General features: G+C 65.1%; 22 protein-coding genes. 13 read left to right on the forward strand and 9 right to left on the reverse strand.

Translation table 11 applies throughout. The annotated features are described in order from the left end of the window. Positions 1-16: 16 nt before the first annotated feature. From BMW90_RS18090 to BMW90_RS18105, 4 genes are all read left to right on the forward strand, one after another. Positions 17-1,366, forward strand: coding sequence for an ABC transporter substrate-binding protein (locus tag BMW90_RS18090; RefSeq protein ID WP_074837781.1), 1,350 nt, complete (start codon positions 17-19; stop codon positions 1,364-1,366). Positions 1,367-1,435: 69 nt separating this feature from the next. Next, positions 1,436-2,371 (forward strand): ABC transporter permease, encoded by a 936-nt coding sequence (locus tag BMW90_RS18095; protein ID WP_211568937.1) that lies wholly within the window; start codon positions 1,436-1,438, stop codon positions 2,369-2,371. 1 nt (position 2,372) lies between these two features. Next, the gene (locus BMW90_RS18100) at positions 2,373-3,233 is read left to right on the forward strand and encodes an ABC transporter permease (RefSeq protein WP_048535788.1); all 861 of its coding nucleotides are present in this window, start codon (positions 2,373-2,375) and stop codon (positions 3,231-3,233) included. 12 nt (positions 3,234-3,245) lie between these two features. After that, positions 3,246-4,355 carry a nucleoside hydrolase gene (locus tag BMW90_RS18105; protein ID WP_074837785.1) on the forward strand — a complete coding sequence of 370 codons (1,110 nt, stop codon included), beginning with the start codon at positions 3,246-3,248 and terminating at the stop codon, positions 4,353-4,355. A gap of 72 nt (positions 4,356-4,427) precedes the next feature. Here BMW90_RS18105 and BMW90_RS18110 read toward each other — a convergent pair whose 3' ends face one another. From BMW90_RS18110 to BMW90_RS18130, 5 genes are all read right to left on the reverse strand, one after another. After that, the gene (locus BMW90_RS18110) at positions 4,428-5,468 is read right to left on the reverse strand and encodes an ABC transporter ATP-binding protein (RefSeq protein ID WP_074837786.1); all 1,041 of its coding nucleotides are present in this window, start codon (positions 5,466-5,468) and stop codon (positions 4,428-4,430) included. Further along, entirely contained in the window at positions 5,461-6,477 is a 1,017-nt protein-coding gene (locus BMW90_RS18115; RefSeq protein ID WP_048535793.1) for an ABC transporter ATP-binding protein, read from the reverse strand. Before BMW90_RS18115 ends, BMW90_RS18110 begins: the two co-directional genes overlap by 8 nt. A 13-nt stretch (positions 6,478-6,490) precedes the next feature. Next, positions 6,491-7,456: an ABC transporter permease gene (locus tag BMW90_RS18120; protein ID WP_074837787.1), complete on the reverse strand. Its 966-nt coding sequence runs from the start codon at positions 7,454-7,456 to the stop codon at positions 6,491-6,493. Further along, the gene (locus BMW90_RS18125) at positions 7,453-8,424 is read right to left on the reverse strand and encodes an ABC transporter permease (RefSeq protein ID WP_082154709.1); all 972 of its coding nucleotides are present in this window, start codon (positions 8,422-8,424) and stop codon (positions 7,453-7,455) included. Before BMW90_RS18125 ends, BMW90_RS18120 begins: the two co-directional genes overlap by 4 nt. A gap of 63 nt (positions 8,425-8,487) precedes the next feature. Continuing rightward, a complete protein-coding gene (locus BMW90_RS18130; protein WP_074837790.1) occupies positions 8,488-10,083 on the reverse strand; it encodes an ABC transporter substrate-binding protein in 1,596 nt (531 codons plus the stop codon). Between the two features lie 187 nt (positions 10,084-10,270). Here BMW90_RS18130 and BMW90_RS18135 point away from each other — a divergent pair, with 187 nt between their 5' ends. The 5 genes from BMW90_RS18135 (at position 10,271) to BMW90_RS18155 (ending at position 14,693) form a co-directional block, all read left to right on the forward strand. Next, positions 10,271-10,873, forward strand: a complete 603-nt coding sequence (locus BMW90_RS18135) for an AAA family ATPase (protein WP_074837792.1) — start codon at positions 10,271-10,273, stop codon at positions 10,871-10,873. Then, the gene (locus BMW90_RS18140; protein WP_074837793.1) at positions 10,870-11,661 is read left to right on the forward strand and encodes an inositol monophosphatase family protein; all 792 of its coding nucleotides are present in this window, start codon (positions 10,870-10,872) and stop codon (positions 11,659-11,661) included. Before BMW90_RS18135 ends, BMW90_RS18140 begins: the two co-directional genes overlap by 4 nt. A gap of 39 nt (positions 11,662-11,700) precedes the next feature. Continuing rightward, a complete protein-coding gene (locus BMW90_RS18145; protein ID WP_048535803.1) occupies positions 11,701-12,759 on the forward strand; it encodes a LacI family DNA-binding transcriptional regulator in 1,059 nt (352 codons plus the stop codon). Positions 12,760-12,819: 60 nt separating this feature from the next. Continuing rightward, positions 12,820-13,563: a sulfite exporter TauE/SafE family protein gene (locus tag BMW90_RS18150; protein ID WP_048535804.1), complete on the forward strand. Its 744-nt coding sequence runs from the start codon at positions 12,820-12,822 to the stop codon at positions 13,561-13,563. A gap of 131 nt (positions 13,564-13,694) precedes the next feature. Beyond that, complete coding sequence (locus BMW90_RS18155) at positions 13,695-14,693, forward strand: LacI family DNA-binding transcriptional regulator (RefSeq protein WP_074837795.1); 999 nt, start codon at positions 13,695-13,697, stop codon at positions 14,691-14,693. Between the two features lie 3 nt (positions 14,694-14,696). Here BMW90_RS18155 and BMW90_RS18160 read toward each other — a convergent pair whose 3' ends face one another. Genes BMW90_RS18160 through BMW90_RS18170 form a run of 3 tightly spaced genes read right to left on the reverse strand, consistent with a single transcriptional unit; the run spans position 14,697 to position 17,859 of the window. After that, the gene (locus BMW90_RS18160; protein ID WP_074837797.1) at positions 14,697-15,830 is read right to left on the reverse strand and encodes a Gfo/Idh/MocA family protein; all 1,134 of its coding nucleotides are present in this window, start codon (positions 15,828-15,830) and stop codon (positions 14,697-14,699) included. A 12-nt stretch (positions 15,831-15,842) separates the two neighbouring features. Then, a complete protein-coding gene (locus tag BMW90_RS18165; RefSeq protein WP_074837799.1) occupies positions 15,843-16,736 on the reverse strand; it encodes a TIM barrel protein in 894 nt (297 codons plus the stop codon). 19 nt (positions 16,737-16,755) lie between these two features. Continuing rightward, positions 16,756-17,859: a Gfo/Idh/MocA family protein gene (locus BMW90_RS18170; protein WP_074837801.1), complete on the reverse strand. Its 1,104-nt coding sequence runs from the start codon at positions 17,857-17,859 to the stop codon at positions 16,756-16,758. 123 nt (positions 17,860-17,982) lie between these two features. Between BMW90_RS18170 and iolD the strand changes: the two genes are divergently transcribed. From iolD to BMW90_RS18190, 4 genes are read left to right on the forward strand one after another with little or no spacing between them, the layout of a single operon-like run. Continuing rightward, positions 17,983-19,851 (forward strand): 3D-(3,5/4)-trihydroxycyclohexane-1,2-dione acylhydrolase (decyclizing), encoded by a 1,869-nt coding sequence (iolD, locus tag BMW90_RS18175; RefSeq protein WP_074837803.1) that lies wholly within the window; start codon positions 17,983-17,985, stop codon positions 19,849-19,851. Next, positions 19,851-20,831: a 5-dehydro-2-deoxygluconokinase gene (gene iolC, locus BMW90_RS18180; protein WP_074837805.1), complete on the forward strand. Its 981-nt coding sequence runs from the start codon at positions 19,851-19,853 to the stop codon at positions 20,829-20,831. Before iolD ends, iolC begins: the two co-directional genes overlap by 1 nt. A gap of 11 nt (positions 20,832-20,842) precedes the next feature. Then, complete coding sequence (locus BMW90_RS18185) at positions 20,843-21,685, forward strand: 5-deoxy-glucuronate isomerase (RefSeq protein ID WP_074837807.1); 843 nt, start codon at positions 20,843-20,845, stop codon at positions 21,683-21,685. Further along, entirely contained in the window at positions 21,682-22,521 is an 840-nt protein-coding gene (locus BMW90_RS18190) for a class II fructose-bisphosphate aldolase (protein WP_074837809.1), read from the forward strand. Before BMW90_RS18185 ends, BMW90_RS18190 begins: the two co-directional genes overlap by 4 nt. A gap of 56 nt (positions 22,522-22,577) precedes the next feature. Here BMW90_RS18190 and BMW90_RS18195 read toward each other — a convergent pair whose 3' ends face one another. Next, a complete protein-coding gene (locus BMW90_RS18195) occupies positions 22,578-23,765 on the reverse strand; it encodes a phytanoyl-CoA dioxygenase family protein (RefSeq protein WP_074837811.1) in 1,188 nt (395 codons plus the stop codon). Positions 23,766-23,849: the final 84 nt, after the last annotated feature.

The raw sequence follows: 23,849 nt of genomic DNA on the forward strand, positions 1-23,849 counted from the left end.
ATCAGGGAGGAAGATCATGAAACATACAGCAACAGTCGCGAGCCTGCTCGCGCTCTTTGCGGCGGGGGCCGCTCAGGCCCAGGACGCCGAGGCGGCGCAGTTCCGCGACGGATTTCTCGCCGGCGAGATCGACTGGTCTGCGGTCGAGGCACGGGCGGCCGAGGAAGGCACCGTCAATCTCTATTACTGGGGCGGCTCGGATCTGCTGAACGTCTGGATGGACAGGGTCGTCACACCGGCCCTGGCCGCGCGCGACGTCACGCTCAACCCGGTGCGCATCACCGGCACCAAGGATGCCGTCGATCTGGTGCTGGCCGAGAAGAACTCGGGCAAGGGCGTGGGCCAGGGCAGCGTCGACATGATCTGGCTCAATGGCGAGAATTTTGCCACGCTGAAGCGGCAGGACGCGCTTTTCGGCAGTTTCGCGCGGCTGTTGCCGAATGCGGAAAACCTCGAATGGAACCCCGACGACCCGCGCGCGCTGCTCAACCTGCGCGACTTCGGGGTCGAGACCGGCGGCGCCGAAGTGCCCTGGTCGGGCGAACAATATGTCTGCGCCTACAACGCGGATCGGGTGGCGGCCGAGGATGTGCCGTCGACCTTTGCCGAGCTGCGCGGCTATCTCGAGGCGAACACCGGCAAATTCACCTATATCAAGCCGCCGCATTACATCGGCAACACCTTCGTGCAGGAGGCGATCTATGCGCATAACCCCGATGGCAACGGCGCCGAGCCGTTCCAGCGCTCGGTCGACGAGATCCCGGCCGAAGAACTGGCGCGGCTGATCGCGCCGGGGCTGGACTATCTGCGCGACCTCGAGCCGCTGCTGCTCGACGCCGCCGGCGGCACGCCGCGTTACCCGGAAGACAATGCCGCACTCGACGGCCTGTTCCTTAACGGAGAAGTCGATTTCAATTGCAAGTTCGGTCTTTATGCCGTGGCCACGGGCCTCGCCACCGGCTCTTATCCCGAAGCCGCGACGCAGTTCGTCTTTCCCGAAGGCAACATGATCAAGAACAAGAACTATCTGGCGATCCCGGCCAATGCGCCGAACCCGGGTGCCGCGCTTGTTCTGGCCGATTGGATGACCTCGGTCGAGGCGCAGGCCTCCAAACTGCAACAGACCGGCATGCCGGCCGGCATCGACGGCTGGACACTGGAGGAGGCCGAGGCGCAATCCATCGTCGAGGCCAGCCCGGGGCTGGTCGGGGTGACCCAGGCCGAACTGGACGCCAATGCCGCGCCCGACACCAATGCGACGCTGGTCGACGTGATCGAGGCCACCTGGCTCGAATACATCGAGCGTGACAGCACCGACCCGATCGAGGCGATCGTCGCGCGCGCCTACGACAACCTGTCGAAGTAACCGGCAGGGCGGCCGCCCACCGCTCCCCAGGGTGGCCGCACCTTTTTCCTATCCCAATCGGAGGCACGGATGTCCGTATCATCGTCGATTGCGTCCAGATCCGGCGCCCAAGAACGGATGACGGCGCGCGAACGCCGCACCCGGTTCTGGCAGATGGTCCAACTCGTGCCGATCATGGCCATCCTGGTGCTGCTGTTCGGCGGCGCGCTGGTTCTGGCGATCCTGCAATCGCTGGGTTTCGCGCCCTGGTTCGGGGTCAACACCTTCCCGGATTTCAGCTATTTCGGTGCGCTCTGGGGCTCGTCCACCTTCTGGGTCTCGCTCGGGCTGACGCTTTATTATGCCACCGTCTCCACCGTGATCGCGCTGATCCTCGGCATCCTTTTGGCGCTGGCGCTGGTCAAGACCTTTCCCAGCAAGACCTTCTACAAGTATCTCTACAAGCTGCCGCTGATGATCCCCTACACGGTGGGCATCGCGCTGGCCGTGCTGATGCTGTCGAACGGCGGGATGCTGTCGCGACTGGCGGCGTTTTTCGGCCTGATCGACGACCCGGCGCAGTTCCCGCAAATCCTCAAGACCCATTACGGCTGGGGCATCATCGCGGTCTATGTCTGGAAGCAGACGCCTTTCATCACCCTGGCGGTCTATGCCGTGCTGCTCGGCATCGGCCGCGAGACCGAAGAGGCGGCGGCGATCCTCGGGGCCAACCGCCGCACGATCTTCTTTCGGGTGACCCTGCCGCAGATTCTGCCGGGCGTGGTGTCGTCGACGCTGATCTGCTTTGCCTTCAACGTCGGGGCCTTCGAGGCGCCCTTCATCCTCGGTGGCGGCTTTCCCGATACGCTGCCGGTGGTGGCCTGGCGCTATTTCAACGACGCGGACTACACGCTGCAACTTCAGGGCATGGCGACGGTGGTGTCGATCGGGCTGGTCGCCGGGGTGATCCTGTTTGGCTATCTCGCCGCCTACCGCCGCTACGAACGCCGCATGGGACGCAACTGACATGGCCAGGAAATTCAACATCGCATTGTCGAGCCGGCTGTCGCCGTTCCAGAAGTTCTACCTTCTGATCATCGCGGGGTTCATCCTCGGGCCGTTCATTCCGCTCATCATCCAGAGCTTTGCCTTCCGCTGGGCCTGGCCCGACCTGTTGCCCGGCACCTGGTGGCTGGAACAGCGCGACCGGGCGATGGTGCCGCTGGCCTGGGATTACGTGCTCTCGCCCTACAGCCGGGTCTGGGAGGCGACGGTCAACACCGTGCTGATCGGCTCGATCGTCACCGTGATCTGCCTGGCGATCTGCCTGCCGGCGGCGCGGGTGCTGGCGCGCGAGAAGTTCCGCGGCAAGAGCGCCTTCGAATTCTTTCTGTCGCTGCCGCTGATCGTGCCCGAAGCCGCCATCGGCATCGCGCTTCTGATGATGTTCATACGGCTCGGGCTGGCGGGGAGTTACGTGGGCATCATCATCGCCCATCTCATTCCGACCATTCCCTACATGGTGCGGATGCTGACCGCAGTCTATCAGGGGCTGGGCCGCGATTTCGAGGAACAGGCGATGATCCTCGGGGCAAGCCGCTGGCAGGTGCTGCGGCTGGTGACCCTGCCGATGCTGCTGCCCGGCGTGGTGGCAGGCGCGCTCTTCACCTTCCTCGTCTCGACCAACATCTTTCTGCTGACCTTCTTTCTCGGTCAGGGCCAGATCGTGACGCTGCCGACGCTGCTGTTCTCCAAGATCGCCGGCGGCACGCTCGACGCCTCGGCGGCGGGGATCACCCTGATTGTCACCCTGCCGGGCATCATCCTGCTGATCATTTCCGAGCGCTTCATCAAGGAAGAGGCCTTCGGCAAGGGCTTTGGAAACTAAGGAGACCATTCCATGACCACCCCGCAATCCATCCTCGACCGGTTTCCGAAGCTCGACGATGCCTTCGTCGAGGCGCGGCTCGGCCGCCCGAGCGCGAAACCGCGTGTCATCATCGACACCGACACCGCCAACGAGATCGACGATCAATATGCCGTCGCCTGGGCACTGCTCTCGCCCGAGCGGCTCGAGCTCGAAGGCGTCACCGCGGTGCCCTTCAGCTTTGCCCATCACCGCGACGAGCTGATCGCCTCGGTCGAGGCGCTCGAAGCGGCGCGGGACTCCGGCGAAAAGGGGCGCTTCATGGGCGGTCTTGGCGGCTGGGCGCAGCGGCTGGTGGATCAGGGCAAGCGGGCCGAAGATGTCAAATTCGTTGGGCCCGACGAGGGCGCGGAACTGTCCTATGAAGAGATCCTGCGGGTGTTCGACAAATGCGGCGTGCCCGCGGAGGGCAAGGTGTTTCGCGGCACGCCGGGTTACCTCGAAAGCCTGGAACAGCCGGTCGACACTCCGGCGGCGCGTTTCATCATCGAACGCGCAAGGGCCGAGGACGAGCGGCCGCTCTACATCCTGGCCATGGGGGCGCTGACCAATATCGCCTCGGCCCTGCTGATGGCGCCCGACATCATCGAAAGGATCGTCGTGGTCTGGACCTCGGGCTTTCCGTCTTACGCGCCGTTCTGCAACGTGCCGTCGCTGAATCTGGTGCAGGACCCGCTGGCTTCGCAACTGCTGTTCGATTGCGGTGTGCCGCATGTCTATCTTCCGGGCTATCACGTCGGCGCGCAGCTCAAGCTGTCGCTGCCGGAAATGGAAAGCTTCGTGAAGGACAAGGGGGCGATCGGCGCCTATCTGCACCATCTCTATACCCACAACCCGCTGCACGAGATGTTCGCCATCACCGAGCGGGAAACCAAGACCTGGGTGATCTGGGACGTGATCAACGTCGCCTGGCTGTTCGACGAAAGCTATGTGTCGACCCATATGACCCGGTCGCCCCTGCTCGATGACGGGCTTTACTGGCAACATCCCGAGGGGCGGCACCTGATGCTCGAGGCCTATGATCTCAACCGCGATGCGATTTTCGAGGACATGTACCGGGCCTTGGCGCGCGCGCCATCCTGACCGGCGGGTCTCACCTGAAAGTCAAAGGGGGCGCGTGTTTCGCGCCCCCGAGCTATTTGCGGCCTGACCGGCTCAGGCCCGGTCGCCGGGCTCGGACGGGCCGGCCAGATGCCGCAGATCGGCGGCGGGCTCGAGCTCGCCGGCAAAGTGACAGCGGACCCTGGCGTCGCCCACCTCGCGCACCGGCGGCGGCGTCTGCCGGCAGAGATCGCGCGCATGGGCGCAGCGCGGATGAAACGGGCAGCCCGAGGGCGGCATGATCGGATTGGGCACCTCGCCTTCGAGCACGATGACATCGCGGTCCTTCTGTTTCGGATCGGGCACCGGCACCGCCGAAAGCAGGGCCACGGTATAGGGGTGCCGGGGTGTACGGAACACCGCGTCGGTCGGGCCCTCCTCGACCACCTGCCCCAGATACATCACGATCACCCGGTCCGAGATGTGGCGCACCACCGACAGGTCATGCGCAATGAAGAGGTAGGCCAGCCCAAGCTTGTCTTGCAGATCCTTCAACAGGTTCACCACCTGTGCCTGTACCGAGACATCGAGCGCCGAGACCGCCTCGTCACAGACGATCACCTCGGGCTCCAGCGCCAGCGCGCGGGCGATGCCGATCCTCTGGCGCTGACCGCCGGAGAACTGGTGCGGATAGCGGTCGGCGTCGGACGGGTTTAGCCCGACCAGCGTCAGCAGCTCGGCCACCCGTGCCTCGCGCCGGGCGGGCGGCACGATGTCGGGAAAGACCTGCCAGGGTTCCGATAGGATGCGGCGCACGGTAAACCGGGGATCGAGCGAGCTGTAGGGATCCTGGAACACCACCTGGATATGGCGGCGCAGCTTCTGCATCTCGGCCTTGGGCAGATCGAGAATGTTGCGCCCGTGATAACGCACCTCGCCGCCGGTCGGCTCGTTGAGACGGAGCACGGTGCGGGCGAGGCTCGACTTGCCGCAGCCGGATTCCCCGACCAGCCCGACCGTTTCGCCGCGGCGCAGGGTAAAGCTGACGTCGCGCACCGCGGCCAGCGACCGCAGCTTGCCGCCGAAGAGGCCCGGCTTGCCCAGAACGTAGTCCTTGCGGATGTCACGGACTTCGAAAACGGGGGTGTCAGTCATGGCGCGTCTCCTCGGCCAGATGGCAGGCGGCGGCCTGGCCCTTGGCCACCATCCGCAGGTTCGGCCGCTCGGTCAGGCAGCGGTCGACCCGCTGCTCGCAGCGGGGGTGAAAGGCGCAGCCCCTGGGCATGCGCCCGGCGGCAGGCGGCGTGCCGCCGATGGCGTGCAGCGCGCCCGATGCCCCGTCGAGGCGCGGCATCGAGCGGATCAGCCCGCGCGTGTAGGGATGGGTCGGGGTTTCGAAGAGCGCGTCGACCGGGCCGCTTTCGACGATCCGCCCGGCATACATCACCATCGCCCGGTCGACGGTTTCCGCCACCAGTCCGAGATCATGGGTGATCAGCACCAGCGCCATGCCGTCTTCGCGCTGCAACTCGGCCAGCAGGGTCATGATCTGGCGCTGCACGGTGACGTCGAGCGCCGTCGTCGGCTCGTCCGCGATCAGGATCTGCGGGTTCAGCGCCAGCGCGGTGGCGATCATCACCCGCTGGCACATGCCGCCGGAAAATTCGTGCGGATAACAGCCGACCCGCGTCTTGGCCGAGGGGATCTTGACCCGGTCCATCAGCTCGATGGCTTTGCGTTCGGCCTCGGCCTGGCTGCATTTGCGGCGCAGGCGGTAGACCTCGGCGATCTGGGTGCCGACGGTCAGGCTGGGGTTCAGCGCGCTCATCGCATCCTGAAAGATCATTGCGATCTTCTCGCCTCGGAGCTGCCGGCGGTCGCGTTCCGCCATGGTCAGCACGTCGCGGCCGTCAAACAGCACCTGCCCCGAAACATGACCGGGGGGCGATTTGATCAGCCCCATTATCGCCTCGAGCCCGACGCTCTTGCCCGAGCCGCTTTCGCCGATGATGCCCAGCGTCTCGCCGGGAGAGAGCGACCAGCTGACGCCGCCGACCGCCTTGACCAGCCCGTGCGGCGTGTCGAAGCTCACCCGCAGGTCGCGGATGTCGAGCAGGGGGGCCGGGACGGCATCCAGGGTTTCATAGGGTTGCATGGCTCGCATCTTGGTCTCCGGCTCAGTCTTCATCGTCGATCGGCTGGCTTTTGCGGCGTGGCGGGGTCAGCCAGCGCCAGCGCTGCACAGGGTCGGTGATCGCCCGCGCCCAGGCGGCAACGAGGTTCAGCGCCAGCGCAGTGAGAAAGATCGCCGCGCCGGGCATCACCACCAGCCACCAGGCCGAGCTGATGTATTCCCGCCCGCGGGCGATCATCAGCCCCCAGGAGGATTGCGGCGCCTGCACCCCGAAGCCGAGGAAGGACAGCGAGGCCTCCGACAGAATCAGCACCGCGATTTCTAGGGTGAAGAGCACGATCAGCGGCGAGACCATGTTGGGCAGGAGATGCGTCAGGATGATCCGCCGGTCGCTGCCGCCGATGGCGCGGGCGGCGGTGATATAGGTGTGCTGCTGGTGGTTGAGCGTCAGCGAGCGCGCCATCCGGGCAAAGACCATCCAGTGCAGCAGGGTAAAGATCAGGATCAGATTGCCGAAGCCCGGCCCGATCACGAACAGGATGAACAGCGCGATCAGCAGCGAGGGCAGGGCCATCATGCCGTCTACCGCGCGCATCAGCACGTCTTCCAGCAGGCCGCGATAGAAACCGGCCAGCACCCCAAGCGTGATGCCGACAATGCCGGAACAGAGCGCGCCCAGAAGGCCGATCGACATCGACACCCGCGCGCCATGCATCAGCCGCGAGAACAGGTCGCGGCCCAGCTCGTCGGTGCCCAGCAGGTGAAAGCCGCCGTCGCGCGCGGTGCCCAGGGGCGGCACGAAACGCGCCCGCAGGTTGGCCTGGTTCGGCTCGTAGGGCGCCAGCAGATCGGCGCCGAGGGCGGCGATCAGCAACAGCCCGAGAAAGATCGCCGAGACAAAGGCCACCCGGTCGCGCATCAAGGCGCCGAAATAGGCCCGGCTGGTGATTGCCGCCGCGCGGTCATGCGCCTCGTCTTGCGGCAGGGTCTGTGCGTCGACGGCGGTCATGCCCGGCCTCCCCGGTTGTCCATTTCGATACGCGGGTTCAACACCGTATAGGCGAAGTCGACCGCCAGGTTCACGAGGATCACCAGAGCGGCGACCACGCAGATGCCGGCCTGCACCATCGGCAGATCCCGCCGCCCGAGCGAGTCGATCAGCAAAAGGCCGATGCCCGGCCAGGCAAAGACCGTCTCGACCAGCATCGCCCCGGTCAGGAGTTGCGACAGCTCGTCACCGGTGATGGTGACGATCGGGATCGAGGCGTTCTTGAGCGCATGCACGAAGACCACGCGCCATTCCGGCACACCCTTGGCGCGGGCGGCGGCGATATAGGGTTTCGACAGCTCGTCGAGCATGGCGCTGCGCACTACCTGGGAAATCCGCCCCAGCGGCCGCGCCGCCAGGGTCAGCGCCGGCAGGATCAGATGTTGCCAGGAGCCGTAGCCGCCGGTGGGCAGCAGGCCGAGCTGCACGCTGAACACGATGATCAGGATCAGCCCGAGCCAGAACTGCACCACCGAGACCGAGGCCAGCGAGATCACATTGACCAGATTGTCGATCCAGGAGCGCGGATACATCGCCGCGAGACAGCCCAGCACCACCGCCAGCGAAAACGCCAGCACCAGCGCGGTGCCGGCCAGCAGGAAAGTGGCCGGCAGTCGGCTCAGCACGATCGGCAGCACCGGCGTGCCCTCGGCGCGCAGCGCATCCGACGGCATCATCGAAAAACCGTAGCGGAAGCTGACGCCGAAATCGCCCTGCACCAGATCTCCGAGGAAGACCAGGTATTGCTGCCAGATCGGCTGGTTCAGACCGAGGTTCTCGCGCAGTTGGTCGAGCGCGGTCTCGGAGGCGCTGGTTCCCAACATGATCAGCGCCGGATCACCGATGATCCGGCCGACGACAAAGACAAAGGAGATCAGGACGAACAGCAGCAGCAGCGACTGCATGAAACGTCTGAGCAGGTAGGGCATCAGGCTATACCTCGGCTGAAGTCAGGGGGACGCGGAGCGCCGGAACGCTCCGCGCAGCTCGGTTCAGGAGTCTTCCGCCGGTGTCACGTTCACCGCCAGGAACCGGTGATCGACCCCGAAGGTATAGTCGAATGTGTCCCGGATCAGATAGCCCTTGTCGAGCAGGGCCAGCGGGATGATCGGGTATTGCCCGTGCAGAAAGCCCACCAGCTCCTTCAGCGCCGCGTCGCGGTCGTCGCCGGCAAGGGTCAGCGCCTTGGCCAGCTTGGCATCGAATTCGGGGTTGCAATGCACCGAGGACCGCGAGGCGCCCGAGGGATCGTCGATGTCGGGGCAGGCGTAGTTGCCCAGCAGGTTGGTGCCGAATTCGCCAGAGGCGTTCTGTTTCACATGCACCTGCATCATTGCGCGCGGCGCCTCTTCGGCATAGCCCTTGATGCGGACCCGCGGGTTGAAGACATCGGGCAGTTGCACGTTGATCTCGGTGTTGATGCCGACCTGCTCGAGGAAGAAGCCGATCACCTCGGTCACGGATCCGACCCGCGGCGTGGTGTTGCGGCCGACCACTTCGACGACCAGCCCGTCGACATCCACACCATCGGCGCGGGCTTCCTCCAGAAGCTGGCGGGAAAGCGCGGGGTCGTAGTCGTATTGCGACAGATCCTCGTCAAAGCCGAGCATGTCGGGCGTGCCGAGCTGGCCCTGCGGCACCGACGCGAGGCCGATCAGATCGGCGATGCCTTCGTAATCGAGGGCGTGAAAGATCGCCTTGCGCACCCGCATGTCCTCGAGCGCGGGATGGGCGTGCAGCGACTGGTCGAGCCGGCCATAAAGATAGGCGTCCGAGGGGCCGGTGACGCAGGAATAGCCGTCATTGCCTTCGGCCGCGTCGCAATCTTCGGGCGAGGGGTTGGTGGCCAGATGCGCCTCTCCGGTGCGGACCATGGCGTTGCGGGCCGATCCCTCGGGCCGGAAGACAAAGCGCAGGGTCTCGAATTGCCGGGTTGTCTCGCCATAGGCGTCTTCGGCGCTCAGGCCCCACCAATCGGGGTTGGCGCTGGCGGTCCAGTATTGGCCGCGCACCCATTCGTCAAAGACATAGGGCCCGGTGCCGATCGGATGGCTGAAGTGCGACGCCGGGCTTTCCTCGATCTGCTTGGCCGAAGAGATGCCGGTCAGGGTCAGGCGGAATTCCAGCATCGGATCGGGCTCGGTCGAGGTGACCTCGATCTCGAGCGGGCCGATGGCCTTGGCGCTCATGACGCCGGGGCCGGCGTACTCCTGAATGGTGAAGGCGCTGTCGGGGCTCCAGATGAAGCTGATGGCCCTGGCGGCCGCTTCGGCGGTCATCTCGGTGCCATCGTGGAATTGCACGCCCTCGCGCAGGGTCAGGCGGACGGTTTTCTCGTCCACACGCTCCCATGCGGTGGCCAGGATCGGGACGTATTCGCCGCTCACCGGATCGGTGGCGATCAGGGTTTCGAGCACATTGCGCAGGCCCGGGGCATTGATTTCCTTGTATGCTCCCTGGGCCGCGAGGTCCTGCGGCTCCTGGTGCACGGCCACCACGAATTCGCCCGCGGGCGCTGCAAGCGCCGGGCCCGCAATCCCTGCGGCCTGTGCCGCGACCAAGGCCAATACCGACAAGTTGTGTCGCATGTGTCTCTCCTCCCGAGGTTCCCGGCCTGTGCCGGCTTGAAGTGATCCGAGGTTACGGTTGGTCCAGAATTTTTGCAAGGGCTTGCAAAAAGAAATTCATCCGATATGGTTCAACCCATCAAGTAAATAGCTTTCTTTTAGGGGCAGTCTGCCCCAAAATTGAAAGCCCATGCAAGGATGAGCGTGAATGAGCGACGGATTGATAATTGCGGTTTGCGGCGATTCGGGGGCCGGGAAATCGACCACGACCGGGCTGCTGCGCGACGAGGGGTTCGCGCCTTATTCGCTGTCGGCCTTTTTGCGGCAAGAGGCCGAGGCGGCAATCGACACCCCCACCCGCGAACAGGTGCAAAGCCACGGCAAGAATCAGCAGGAGCGCCACGGCAATCACTATTATGCCGAGGTGCTGATCGCGAAGACCGATCTGATGGCGCAGCGCCGCGCGGTGATCGACGGGCTGCGCAACCTCGACGAGCTGGACCACCTGCGCAGGGTCGCGAGGGACAAGGGGCTGCGGCTGGTTCTGCTGGCGCTGGTGCTGGACACCGAAAGCCGCTTTCAGCGGGTGCAGGGCCGGGCCCGGGCCGGCGATCCGGCCGAGCTCGAGCGGTTTCGCAAGGACGATGCGCGCGCCAATGGCGGCGATGGCGTCTTTCAGAACAACGCCGAACTGATCGCCGCCGCCGACGTGCGGATCGAGAACACCGGCGATCTCGACACCCTGCGCGGCAATCTTCGCACGGTGCTGGAACGGGCCGGCGCCATGGGCGAAAGGCAGGGCAGCGCATGACCGCGACAACCATGACACAGACCTATGAAGCGCGCTCCCGCGCCGCCGGCGAGATCGTGCGCGAGGCCGGCCGGGTGGCGCTGGCGGCGTTTCGCGACCGGGGCAGCCTGTCGGTGCAGACCAAGGGCAGGCAGGACTGGGTGACCAATGTCGATCTCGAGGTCGAGGCGCTGATCCGCGACCGGCTGGGCCGGCTTTTCCCCGGGGATGCGATTGTCGGCGAGGAAACCGCCCATGACCCGGCAAGCGGCAATACCGCCTGGGTGATCGATCCGATAGATGGCACCACATGTTTCATGTTGGGCGTGCCGCAATGGTGCGTGGTGCTGACCTATACCATCGACGCCCGGCCAGTGGTCTCGGCGATCTACGCGCCGGTCACCGACGAGCTGTTCCATGCCACCGCCGGCGGCGGCGCCTTTCTCAACGGCGCGCCGATCCGGGTGGCCGATGCCAAGGGCATCGGTTCCGGGCTGATCGCGGTCGGGGCGAACGAACATGGCGCGCCGCACAAATCGGCGGCCTTCATCGGCAATCTGGTGGCCGACGGCGGCATGTACATTCGCGTCGGTGCCTGCGCCCTGGCGCTGTCCTATGTCGCCTCGGGGCGGCTGCTGGCGGCTTATGAGCCCAAGGTTTCGCCCTGGGACGACCTGGCCGGCATGCTGCTGGTGCGCGAGGCCGGGGGGCGCACCAATGATTTCGCCCCGTCGCTCGCCTCTGAAACGAAACGGCCGGTGCTGGCTTCGACGCCGGGGCTCTGGGATGCGGTCCGCGGGCTTTACTGACCCGAGGAACCGTTTGCGCCGCTTGGAAAATACATCATATTGTCGCGGATCATGAAGGAAAGCACCGAAACTCCCTCTGAGCGGAATGCCAGCCGCATCACCGCGATGGATGTCGCGCGCGAGGCCGGCGTTTCGCTGTCGGCGGTCTCGCGCGTCTTCACCCCGGGCGCCAGCGTTTCGGCCAAGATGCGGGTCAGGGTGATGGAAGCGGCCGACAAGCTCGGCTATCAGCCCAATGTGCTCGCCCGCAGCCTGATGACCCAGCGGACAAACCTCGTCGGTGTGATCCTCGCCAACTTCAAGAACCCGATCTACCTTACGGTGCTCGATCATTTCACCCGGGCACTTCAGGCCCGTGGCTTGCGGGTCTTGCTGCTCAACGTCTCCGACGGCCAGGATCTCGAAGAGATGGCGCGACTGGTGCTGCAATACAGCGTTGACGGGCTGGTGGTCTCGGCGGGGTCGATCTCGCCACATATCACCGAGCAATGTCACAAGCGCCGCATTCCGCTGGTGGCCTTTGCCCGGCGTCCGCGCCGCGCCAATCTGCATGTGGTCTGCGCCGACAATGCCGCCGGCGGCCGGGTCGCCGGGGCGCGGCTGCTGCAATCGGGGCATCGGCGGTTCGGGTTCATGGCCGGACCTTCGACGGCCTCGACCACGATCGAACGGGGCAAGGGGTTTCGCGCCGCGATCGAAGAGGCGGGGCAGGGGGTGATCGCGACGACCCATGCCCGCGAATACACCTATACCGCCGGGGTCGAGAGCGCCCGCAAGCTTCTGAGCCGGGCCGAGCGCCCCGACGCGGTGTTCTGTGCCAACGACCTGCTGGCGATGGCGCTGATGGATGTGGCGCGTGACGAATTCGGCCTGACCCTGCCGCGCGACCTCTCGGTCATGGGATTCGACGATGTCGATCTGGCCGCCGCCGCCTCCTATCGTCTGACCACCATCCGTCAGCCGCTCGAGGCCATGGTGCAGGAGACGGTCGATATCCTCAGCCACCGTATCAACACCTGGTCCGAGGGCTGGGAAACCCGGCAGCTTGCCTGTACTGCGGTCGAGCGGGCCTCGATCGCCGAGCCGCCGCCGGACTGACCTTTCAGAAACTCCGTCTCCCATTTGTCTGCGCCTGCGGCGCCGAAGGACCGCCCTACCATGGAAACGCTTGGATTGTTCCTGCTCGCCGCGCTGATCGTCGGCGCATCGAAAGGCGGGCTGGCCTCGGCGGCGGCGCTGGCGGTGCCGATCCTGTCGCTCTGGATGGATCCGCTGATGGCCGCCGGCGTGCTGTTGCCGATCTTTCTGGTCAGCGATGTGGTGGGGGTCTGGCTCTATCGCCGCGAGTTCTCGGCCAGAAACGTGGCGCTGCTGATCCCCGCAGGGTTGGTCGGGGTGATCCTCGCGACCTTTCTGGCGCCGTACATTTCACGCAGCGTGGCCGAGATGGCGACCGGGCTGGTCGGGCTGTTCTATTGCGGCCATGCGGTCGGCAAGAAGCTGCGCGGCCGGACCGAGGTGGTGCCGTTCCGGCCTGCCAAGGGGATGTTCTGGGGTGCACTCACCGGCGTCACCAGCTTCATCTCGCACACCGGGGCGCCGCCGTTTCAAACCTTTGTGCTGCCCCAGAAGCTGCCCAAGATGCAATACGCCGGGACCAACACGCTGGTGTTTGCGGCGATCAACCTGTTCAAGCTGCCGGCCTATTCCGCCGTCGGATTGTTTGCCAACATCCATCTGCCGACGCTGCTGGCGATGGCCGCCGTCGCCTCGGTCGGGGCGGTGCTGGGGCGGCGGCTGGCGCTGTGGATGCCCGAGGCGGTCTATATGTTTGTCATCCAGGCGCTGCTGTTCGTGGTTTCGGCCTATCTGGTGATCAAGGCCTCCGGCCAATTGTTCTGATCCGCGGGGCGCGCGCGCCGCCCGGGCCCCGCGATTGTGTTGTATACGCTTTTGCAAGCGGTTTATATTGGGCTCTGGCGCGGCGGAAACCGGAAAGGACATGGTCCGGACCACAGAACGGACACGGCAATATGGCAGTGACATTGAGAGAGGTGGCCCTGCGTGCCGGAGTGTCGCGATCGGCAGTGTCGCGGACCTTTACCGAAGGCGCCTCGGTCTCGGCCAAGACCCGGGCCAAGGTCGAGAAGGCGGCGCGCGAACTGGGGTACAGCCCCAATGCGCTGGCCTCCAGCCTGACAACCGGGCGGACCAAGATGGTCGGGATGGTGTCGAACAACTTTCACAACCCGATCTTTCTCGAGGTCTTCGATCTCTTCACCCGTGGGCTTCAGGACCGGGGATTGCGCCCCTTGCTGCTCAACCTCACCGACGAACAGGTGCCCGAGGATTCGGTGCGGATGCTGCGGCAGTATTCGGTTGACGGGGTTGTCGTCGCCTCTTCCACTTTGCCACAGGATTTTTCCAAGGCGTTCAAGGATGCCGGCATGCCGGTGGTACACGCTTTCGGCCGCGCTTCGACCGCGCCAGAGGTGCATGTAGTGGGCATCGACAACGTGGCCAGCGGCCGGCTCGCGGCGCGAACGCTGCTGGCTCGCGGCTACCGCGACATCGCCTTTCTCGGCGGCCCGACGACGGCGACCACGACGCAGGACCGCTACACGGGCTTCATGGCCGAACTCGCCAGCCATTCCGAGGTGACGGTCAGCCATTCCTTTGCCGGGAGCTATTCCTTCGAAGCCGGGCGCAGCGAGATGATCCGGCTGCTCGAGAGCCGCCCGGCCGAGGCCTATTTTTGCGGCGATGACGTGCTGTCGATCGGGGCGCTGTCGGCGATCCAGGACTCGGGTTACAGCTGTCCCGGCGATATCGGCATTCTCGGGCTGAACGACATGGAAATGGCGCGCTGGAACAACATCAACCTGACGACGCTGCACCAGCCGATCGGCGAGATTGTCGCCTCGTCGATCGAGCTGATGGTCGCCACGTTGGAAAACAGGGAAATGACGCCGGAAGCGCGGGTCTTTTCCTGCTCGGTGGTCGAGCGGGGCACCTTGCGCCCCGCTCCCTGAACGCTATCTGAACATCGGCGGGCGGGCATCGACCCAGGCGCCTTTGTCGCGGGCCGAGGCCACCGCCTGATGCACCGCCGCCATTGACCGGACACCGGCCTCGGCGCCGGGTAGCCCGTCGCGGGCCTCACCGGCAATCGCATCGGCCAGGTCGCAATAGATGTTGGCCACCGCCAGCGGAAAGCCCTCGGGGTGGGCAATCGACACCCGGCTGAGGCGCTGCGCGTCTTCGTGCAGCCCGGCTTCGCCCTTTTCGATGATCTGGGTGCGGCCGCCGACCGGCGTGTAGATCAGCTGGTTCGGCTGTTCCGACATCCAGCGCAGCCCGCCGGTTTCGCCAAAGATCTGGATGTCGAAACCGTGCTGCCGCCCGATCGCCACGGAAGAGGTCCAGAGCCGCCCGACGGTGCCACCCGACAGGCGGAAATTGATCATGGCGTCGTCTTCCAGCTCGCGGCTGGCAATCGTCGAGGCGAAATCGGCCGAGAGCCTTTCGACCTCGTCGTCGCAGACAAAGCTCGCCATATGCAGCGCGTGAATGCCGCAATCGGCGAATTGCCCGGAGACACCGGCCATCTTGGGATCATAGCGCCAGCGCACGCGCGGATTGTCGGCGTCGGTGGCATCGCCATGGTGGCCGTGGCTGAAGTTGGTGACCACGAGCCGCACCTTGCCGATCTCGCCGGCGCGCACCATGGCGCGGGCCTGGCGCACCATCGGATAGGCCGAATAGCAGTAGTTGACCGCGCAGATACGGCCGGTCTTTTCCGCCACGCGCACGATCTCTTCGCCTTCCTCGACCGTCATGGTCATCGGTTTTTCGCAGAGCACGTTGAAGCCGGCCTCGAGAAACGCCTTGGTGATCTCGAAATGCGTGGCGTTCGGCGTGGCGACGGTGACCAGATCGATCCGGTCGTTGCGGTCTTTCTCGCCCGCCAGCATCTCTTGCCAGTCGCCATAAGACCGGTCGGCGGCGAGGCCCAGTTTCTGCGCGTAGGCGCGGCCTGCCTCGGGCCGGTGATCCAGCGCCCCTGCGGTGAACTCGAACCGGCCATCCGCCAGCGCGCCCAACCGGTGTGCCGGGCCGATCTGGCTGCCTTCGCCGCCGCCGATCATGCCCCATCTGAGTTTTGCCATGTCCCTTGCCCTTTACTTGAAGCCGATGGATTCGAGGTATTCCCGGTTCGCCCGGGCATCGCCCAGCGGATCGGGATCCAGCGTCGGATCGCAATCCTGCTCGACCGTGCACCAGCCTTCGAAGCCGGCGTCAAGCAACACCTGCCGCACCGCCGGAAAATCCACGTCGCCTTCGCCGAGATTGCAGAAGATGCCCTGGCCGCAGGCCTCATAGAAGCCGGTGCGGTTCTCGATCACCCGGGCTTTGACCTCGGGGTCGATGTCCTTGAAATGCATGTAGGAAATGCGACCGATGTGTTTCTTCATGAAGGCCACCGGATCGAAACCGGCATAGGAATGGTGGCCGGTGTCGAAACAGATCTTGAGGATCTTGTCGTCGACCTCGTCCAGCAGGCGCTCCAGCTCGGGTTCGAAATCCATGAAGCCGGCGGCGTGGGCGTGGATGCCCACCGTCAGGCCGTATTCCTCGCTGCCGATCCGGGCGCTTTCCGCGATCCGGTCACGAAAGGCCTGCCATTCGGCCTTGTCCATCTGTTCGGCCTCGCCGGCGCGGCCGGCGGTGGGGGCCCGGCGCGACGAGATCGAATCGATCAGCACGATATGCCGCGCGCCATGCGCCTGGAGCGCGCGGGCGGTGCGGTGGGTGGCGTCGAGCACGTCGTCCCAGGCGGCCGGGTCGTGATAGGGGCGGAACACCACGCCGCCGATCAGCTCCAGCCCGTGTTCGGCCAGCGCCTCGCCGAGGATTGCCGGGTCTTCCGGCATATAGCCCACCGGCCCCAGCTCGATCCCCGAGTAGCCGGCCTCGGCGTTCTGCCGCAGCACCTCGCGCCACGCCGGGTTGCGCGGGTCGCCGGCGAATTCGACGCCCCAGGAGCAGGGCGCATTGCCAATTCTGATTGTCATGTGATCTGACCTCTGAATCTCAGTAATCGTTGATGTCTGTCCAGGCCTCGGCATCGGCCGAGGCCAGCGTGGCGGCGATCACCCGGTTGACCTCATGCCCGTCGCGGAACGTCGGCCAGAGTGCCTTGCCGGCGTGGATCGCGGTCAGGAAATCCTTGGCCTCGATGATGATCTGATCTTGGTAGCCGGTGCCATGGCCGGGGCCTTGGCAGAATGGCTGGTAATCGGGATGCGCCGGGCCGGTGAGGATCTTGGTGAACCCTCGCGTCGCCTCCGGCCCCTCCATGCGATAGAGCCAGAGCGCATTCTGATCCTCCTGGTCAAAGCGGATCGCGCCCTTGGTACCCGAAATCTCGTAGGCATAGCCCATCTTGCGGCCGGTGGAGACCCGGCTGAAATACATCTGCCCCATGGCGCCGTTCTCGAAGCGGCACATCAACTGGGCATGATCATCGTTGGTCACTTCGCCGCCGGGGCGAGCGCGGTGGACCGTCTCATGCGTGCCGATCAGGCGCGCGATCGGCCCAATCAGCGCCAGCGCGCCATTGATCATATGCGGCGCGAGATCGCCCATCGTGCCATTGGCCATGCCGGTCGTGCGCCAGGTGGCCGGGGCCTCGGGATCGGCATAGAAATCCTCGGTATGTTCCCCGCGAAACCAGGTGATCTCTCCGATCACACCGTCGGCGATCAATTGCCGCGCGAATTGGCTGGCCGGGGTACGGATGTAGTTGAACCCGACCATGTTGACCACGCCTGCGGCCTCGGCGGCGGCAACCATCGCGGCGCTTTCGTCGAGCGAGGCACCCAGCGGCTTTTCGCAGAACACCGGCTTGCCCAGCTTGAACGCCGCCTCGGCAATTTCGCGGTGGGTTTCCTGCGGGGTGGCGATGACCACGGCCTCGACCGCGGGGTCATTGACCAGCACGCGCCAGTCATCGGTGCCGCGCGCGAAACCATAGGCGGCACGATAACGTTCCGCGCTTTGCGGGGTGGTGGCGCAGACCATTTCCAGACGCGGCTTGAGCGCGGTGTCGAAAATCGCCCCGACAGAAGACATGGCGACCGCATGCGCCTTGCCCATGTAACCGCCCCCCAGAATGCCGATGCCGATCTCAGCCATCGTTTTTCCTCCCTCTGTCCATTTTCGTTTTGCAACCGGTTGCAAAACAGGTATCGTGACTCTAGACATCTCGCAAGTCCGATTTCGCCAGAGATCGAAATTTCCCAGGGAGGGTTCGCGCAAATGAAAACGACAGACGGCACCGTTCGGCTGACCACGGCCCAGGCGATCATTCGCTGGCTGACCAATCAGTATATCGAGATCGACGGCCGGGAGCAGCGGCTCTGCGGCGGCGGATTCGGCATCTTCGGCCATGGCAATGTGACCTGTCTCGGCGAGGCGCTGAACCGGGTGCATGACGAACTGCCGCTCTATCGCGGTCAGAACGAGACCAGCATGGGCTTTGCCGCGGCCGGCTATGCCAAAGCCTGGCTGCGCCAGCGCTTCATGTTCTGCACCGCGTCCGCCGGGCCAGGCACCGCCAACCTGCTGACAGCCGCCGGGCTGGCCCATGCCAACCGCCTGCCGATGCTGATGCTCTGCGGCGATACCTTCATCACCCGGCTGCCCGATCCGGTGTTGCAGCAGATGGAGAACTACAACGACCCGACATTCGGCGTGAACGATGCCTTCAAGCCGGTCAGCCGCTACTGGGACAGAATCAGCCACCCGGCGCAGGTGATCCAATCGCTGCCCGCCGCCATCGCGACGATGCTCGACCCGGCCGATTGTGGCCCGGCCTTCCTCGGGCTGCCGCAGGACGTGCAGGGCTGGACCTATGATTATCCGGAAGCCTTCTTTGCCAGGAAGGTGCACCGCATCCGCCGCCAGTCACCGGATCAGGCCGAGATTGCCGATGCGGTGGCGGCGCTGAAGGCGGCCGAACGGCCGATGATCATCGCCGGCGGCGGGGTGCAATATTCCCGCGCGGTCCAGGAGCTGACCGGCTTTGCCGAGGCGCATCAGATCCCGGTGGTCGAAACCATTGCCGGCCGCGCCAACATGCTGGCAACACATCCGCTCAACATCGGGCCCATCGGCGTGACCGGCTCGGAAAGCGCCAATGCGGTGGCGGAACGGGCCGATGTGATCCTGGCTGTCGGCACCAGGTTGCAGGATTTCACCACCGGCTCGTGGACCGCTTTCGACAAGGAGGCGAAAATCGTCGCCATCAACGCCGCGCGCCACGACGCCGGCAAACATATGTCGCTGCCGGTGGTGGGGGATGCGAAACTTTCGCTGACCGCGCTGAGCGACGCGCTGGACTATACCACGCCCGAGGATTGGCAGGGCTTTGCCCGGGAAGAGCGTGCCAAATGGGATGACTACGTCGCCGAGAACGTCAGACCCGGCAACCGGCCGAATTCCTATGCCCAGGCGATCGGCGTGGTGAACGAGCTTTGCGATCCGCGCGACCGTGTGGTCGCCGCCGCGGGCGGGCTGCCGGCCGAAGTCGCCGCCAACTGGCGCACGCTCGAGACCGGCACGGTGGATGTCGAGTTCGGCTTTTCCTGCATGGGTTACGAGATCGCCGGCGCCTGGGGGGCGCGCATCGCCCAGATGCAGCAGGCGCCCGAGCAGGACACCATCACCTTTTGCGGCGACGGCTCTTACATGATGCTGAATTCCGATCTCTATTCTTCGGTGCTCAGCCGCAAGAAACTGATCGTCCTGCTGCTGGACAACGGCGGTTTCGCCGTCATCAACAAGTTGCAGAACAACACCGGCAACGAAAGCTTCAATAACCTGCTGTCGGATTGCCCGACAATCCCCGAGCCGTTTGGCGTGGATTTCGTGGCGCACGCGGCCTCGATGGGGGCGATGGCGGAAAAGGTCGCCAATCCGGCCGAGCTTGGCGCGGCCTTCCAGCGCGCCAAGGCCTCCGACAAGAGCTATGTGATCGTGATGGATGTCGATGCCTACGACGGCTGGACCACCGAAGGCCATGCCTGGTGGGAGGTCGGCACGCCGCATGTCTCCGAGGATGCGAAGGTGCGTCAGGCGCATGAAGATTGGGAAGCCACCCGCGAACGCCAGCGGAGGGGGGTGTGATGACCGGCCTGATCGACGGCATCTGCAAGGGTAATTTCGCGGTCTTCGGCCGGGCGGGCATGGACATGTTCGCCGATCCGCCGGGCACCCGCGCCGACGAGGCCGAAACCTTCCGCGCCGATCTGGGCGGATCTTCGGCCAATATCTGCGCCGGGTTGTGCAAGCTCGGCATGCAATCGGCGCTGGTCACCTCGGTTTCTGACGATGCGGCCGGGCGGTTCTGTACCAAGCGGTTGCAGCATTACGGCGTCGATACGCAATACCTCAAGGTGCTGGGTGGCGAATACCGCATATCTCTGGCCGTCTACGAAAGCTGCATCGAGGATTTCCAACTGGTGATCTATCGCAACAACGCGGTGGATTTCCAGGTGACGGAAGCGGACGTCGACCGGGTCGACTACAGCCGTTTCGGCGCGCTGATCACCGCCGGCACGGTCTTTGCCGCCGAGCCGTCGCGCGGCTCGACCTTCCGCGCCTTCGAAAATGCCCGAAAGGCTGGGCTGCCGGTGATCTTCGACATCGATTACCGCCCCTACAGCTGGCCCTCGGCCGAGGTCGCCTCGGAGGTGCTGACCCGCGCCGGCGAGGAAAGCGACCTGATCGTCGGCAATGACGAGGAATTCGGCTTCATGGCCGGTGGCCTCGACAAGGGGCTGGCCAAGGCCCGCGAACTGGCCGCCAAGGGCAAGCTGGTGATCTACAAGATGGGCCAGGCGGGCGCGATCACCTTTGCCGGTGGCGAGGAAATCCGCACCGGCATCTATCCGGTCACCGCCGTCAAACCCAATGGCGCCGGCGACAGCTTCATGGCCGGCCTGCTGGCCGCCATCGCCGAGGACCGCCCGCTGAAAGAGGCGGTGCTGCGCGGCTCGGCCTGCGCCTCAATCGTGGTCAGCCAGCCCGGCTGCGCCCCCGCCATGCCCACAACCGCCGCGCTCGATGCCTTTCTGGCAGAGCGCAATGGCCCCACTGACGTCTGAAAGGAATCGCCATGCATATCGCGCCGCATGACAACCAGAACAAACCCATCGTCGATGTCGATCACGACCTCGTGCCACTGAACTATTTTAACATCGTAAAGCTGAGGCGTGGCGAGACCTTCGAATATTCGGTGCCCGGCTACGAGACCTGTATCGTCCCCGCCACCGGCACCGTGGACGTCGATATCGATGGCGCGGGTTTTTCCGAGCTGGGCCATCGCGGCGAAGACGTCTGGGATGGCGATCCCGAAGGCGTCTATGTGCCGGTCGGGGCCAAGGTGCGCATGACCTGCATTTCCGATGCCACCGAAACCTTCATCGCCGGCGCCAAATACGACCGCGTGCTCGAGCCGTTCGACGTGCGGGTGCCCGATCTCGACCTTGTGCAATACGGCTCGGACGACACCAAGACCCACCGCAAGATCAAGCATATCCTGGGCGCCAACCAGCATGACAAGGTCGGCCGCCTGCTGGTGTCGGAACTCTTTACCGTGGGCGCGGGCGGCTGGTCGGGCTTTCCCTCGCACAAGCATGACACCGACCGTCTGCCCGAGGAATCGCGGCATGACGAAACCTATAATTTCCGCTTCAAGCCGAACTACGGCTCGGGGCTTCAGATGCTGCAACGCGACGACAACGAGCCGGGCGACGCCTATCACATCATGGACCGCTCGACGATCCTGATCGACAATGGATATCATCCCTGCTGCGCGCTGCCGGGGTATCAGATGTATTATTTCACCATCCTCGGCGGGCTCTCGCAGCGTTCGCTCAAGCAGTATTTCCAGCCGACCCATGCTGAGCAGCTGCACACCATTCCGGGCATCATGGACATGGTGGCCAAGTTCAAATGACGCTGGTCGCGCTTTCGGAGGTACTGCAACCGGCGCTCCGGCAGGGCCATGCGGTGGCGGGCCTCGTCTGTCTCGGCTGGGAGGACATGCGCGCCTTTGTCGCCGCCGCCGAGGCCGAGCAATGCCCGGTGATCCTGCAAGCCGGGCCGGGCTGTCGCGCGCATACGCCGCTGCCGGTGCTGGGCGCGATGTTCCGGCAACTGGCCGAGGCCGCCACAGTGCCGGTGGTGGCGCATCTCGATCATGGCTACACCGCCGAAGACTGCCGGATGGCGATCGACTGCGGCTTTACCTCGGTGATGTTCGACGGTTCGCGCAAGCCGCTGGCCCAGAACATCGCCGAAACCGCGGCCATTGCCGAAATGGCGCATGCGGCGGGCGTATCCTGCGAAGGCGAGATCGGCTTTGTCGGCTATGACGGCGGCGAGACCTCGGCCGGGACCGACCCGGCGGAGGCGGCCAAATTCGCCCGCGAGACCTCCGTCGATGCGATGGCGATCTCGGTCGGCAATGTGCATCTGCAACAGGACGCCGGCGCCGGGCTCGACGAGGCGCGCATCCGTGCCATCGAGGCGGTGACCGATGTGCCGCTGGTGATCCACGGCGGCTCGGGCGTGCCGATCGCGCAGCGCCGGCGGCTGGCGCGGGGTTCGCAAATCTGCAAGTTCAACATCGGAACCGAGCTGCGCATGGCCTTTGGCGCAGCGCTGCGCGCGGCGGTCGAGAAAGACCCGAACCGGTTCGACCGGGTGGAGATCCTGAAAGACACCCACGACCCGGTTGTTGCCGCCACCCGTCAGGTGCTGCGGGCGTTCAAGGCGGAATCACCGGGGTGACACGCGCCCAGGAGCAGGCGCGTGTCACCGAACTCAGGCAGCCCTACCGCCGGGGTTCAGTGCGACCGCTTGCGGCCGTTCTGGTCCGCGATCTCGCGGCGCAGGCGCGCAACGGCCCAACCCTCGGCCAGCGCCTGGCGCAGTACGTCCTGCTGGCTCGGCGGGGCCATGCCCGACAGCGGCGAATCGATGTCGAGATTGGCCGGAAAGGGATAGCCCTCGGCAGTGGCCGCCACCACGGTGTCGGCCTCGCGCGCGGTCAAGGTGCCGGCGGCAAGCAAGGCCTTGAGGTCGTCATAGACCGCCAGGGTGATGCGGCTGCGATCGACGATCTCGATCGAACGGCCATAGGCCGAGCCGACCTGCATCAGATTGGCAAAGCGATGGATATCGGCGGTCTTGTTGTCGCCCGCGGCATGGAAGGTCGCCGGGTTGAAGAACAGCATGTCTCCCTTCGCCAGCGGAAGCTTCACATGCGCCTCCTCGAAGAACGCGCGGAACTGCGGCAACAGCACCGCGATATAGCCGGGCAGGTAGCTCTGCGAATAGGGCAGAAGCTTGGTCGGCCCGCTCTCGATCGGCATGTCGCTGTGCGCCACAGCGCCCTGCAAGGTCAGCGCCGCCGACAGCGCATGTTGCGTGGCCGGAGTGCGCTTGAGCGTTTCGACGTCCTGAAACCCCATGTGATAGTCGCGGTGCGCGGTCTGCGCCTTGCCGCCGGGGCGGACGACGTTGGCCTGAAAGGTGATCTGATAGCCTGTTCCGAGCCAGCTTTCGCTGACCGCGCGGGTCAGTTCGTTGGCATTGTAGCGGGCAAAGAGCGCCGGCGCCTTCATGCAGAGCTTTTCATGCGCGTTCCAGACCCGGCTGTTGGCGCCGGCGGTGGCGAAATGGTCGCCTTTTCCGGTACTTCCGGCCTCTTCCTCGGCGATGATCGCATTCAGCTCTTCGGTAACGGCGTCGACGAGCCCGGTGTCGGCATACCCCTTGCGAATGGCGATGATGCCGGGACCGGAGAGAAAAGCCCGGTTCCATTCCGCCATCACCAGCCGCGCCTGCGCCGGCTCGGCCATCGCCTGCCGCATGGCATCGCCGTCATAAACCGGGATGTTGCTCGCGATTTCGGTGGCATGGGGGTAGTCTTCAGCCGGGGTCCGCTGCGCCGTGTGGCGCTTGAAGGCCTCGAGGTCGCAATCGCGGTCATCAAGCCATACCGTGGGCCGGCCGGTCTGTTGGTCGAGCATCTGTTGTCCTCCCGTGGTTGCACGTCCGACATCGAGACTAGGCAGCCAGTCGCACCCGGTCGCCGGGCAAATCCATCAAAAATA

Source organism: Marinovum algicola (assembly GCF_900109145.1).
In the GTDB taxonomy this organism is placed as follows: domain Bacteria; phylum Pseudomonadota; class Alphaproteobacteria; order Rhodobacterales; family Rhodobacteraceae; genus Marinovum; species Marinovum algicola.